Origin of the sequence: Nocardiopsis mangrovi (assembly GCF_042653925.1) — a bacterium.
GTDB classification, from domain to species: domain Bacteria; phylum Actinomycetota; class Actinomycetes; order Streptosporangiales; family Streptosporangiaceae; genus Nocardiopsis_B; species Nocardiopsis_B mangrovi.
The window spans coordinates 1-662 of record NZ_JBHSFQ010000102.1 but is presented as its reverse complement, the minus strand read 5'-3'; the positions used below and the strand labels follow the sequence as shown (position 1 = coordinate 662).

The 662-nt window shown below is 73.7% G+C and carries 1 protein-coding gene; it reads left to right on the top strand.

Annotation, left to right across the window (positions count from 1 at the left end):
* Positions 1 to 104: 104 nt before the first annotated feature.
* Positions 105 to 662: acyl carrier protein (locus ACFO4E_RS30120; RefSeq protein ID WP_378580749.1), on the top strand; the 558-nt coding region annotated here is incomplete at its 3' end.

The following is a 662-nucleotide window of genomic DNA, read 5'->3' as shown; positions in this document are numbered from 1 at the left end:
TGTGGGAACAGGCCAGCGGCATGAGCGCCCACCTCACCACAGCCGACATCTCCCGCATCCAACGCTCCGGATACCACCGCATCACCAACGACCACGGCATGAGAATGCTCGACGCCGCACTCACCGGGGCGGAGCCGTTCGTGCTTCCGTTGCCGGTGGATGGGCGTGTGTTGGTGTCGCGTGATGGCGGGGTGCCGGCGGTGTTGCGGGGTCTGGTGGCGGCTCCGGTGCGGCGCGTCGTCCGCGCCGGTGCGGGCGGCACCGGCTCCGGTGGCGGGTCGGTGTTGGAGGAGCGCCTGTCGGGGTTGCCGTTGGCGGAGCGGGAGCATGTGGTGGTCTCGCTGGTGCGTGCCGAGGCCGCCGCGGTGCTGGGGCACTCTTCTGCGGATGCGGTGGCGGCGGGGCGGGCGTTCCAGGATCTGGGGTTCGACTCGCTGACGTCGGTGGAGTTGCGCAACCGGTTGGGCCGGGCGGCGGGGACGCGGTTGCCGGCCACGGCGGTGTTCGACCATCCGACCCCGGCCGCGTTGGCCGCGTTCCTGCTGGAGCGCCTGGGCGGTGGGGGCGTCTCTGAGGCGGTGGCCCCGGTGCGGGCGGCGGTCACCGCCGGGCCGGGGGCCGATGGTGCGGAGCCGGTGGCGATCGTGGCGATGGGCTGCCGG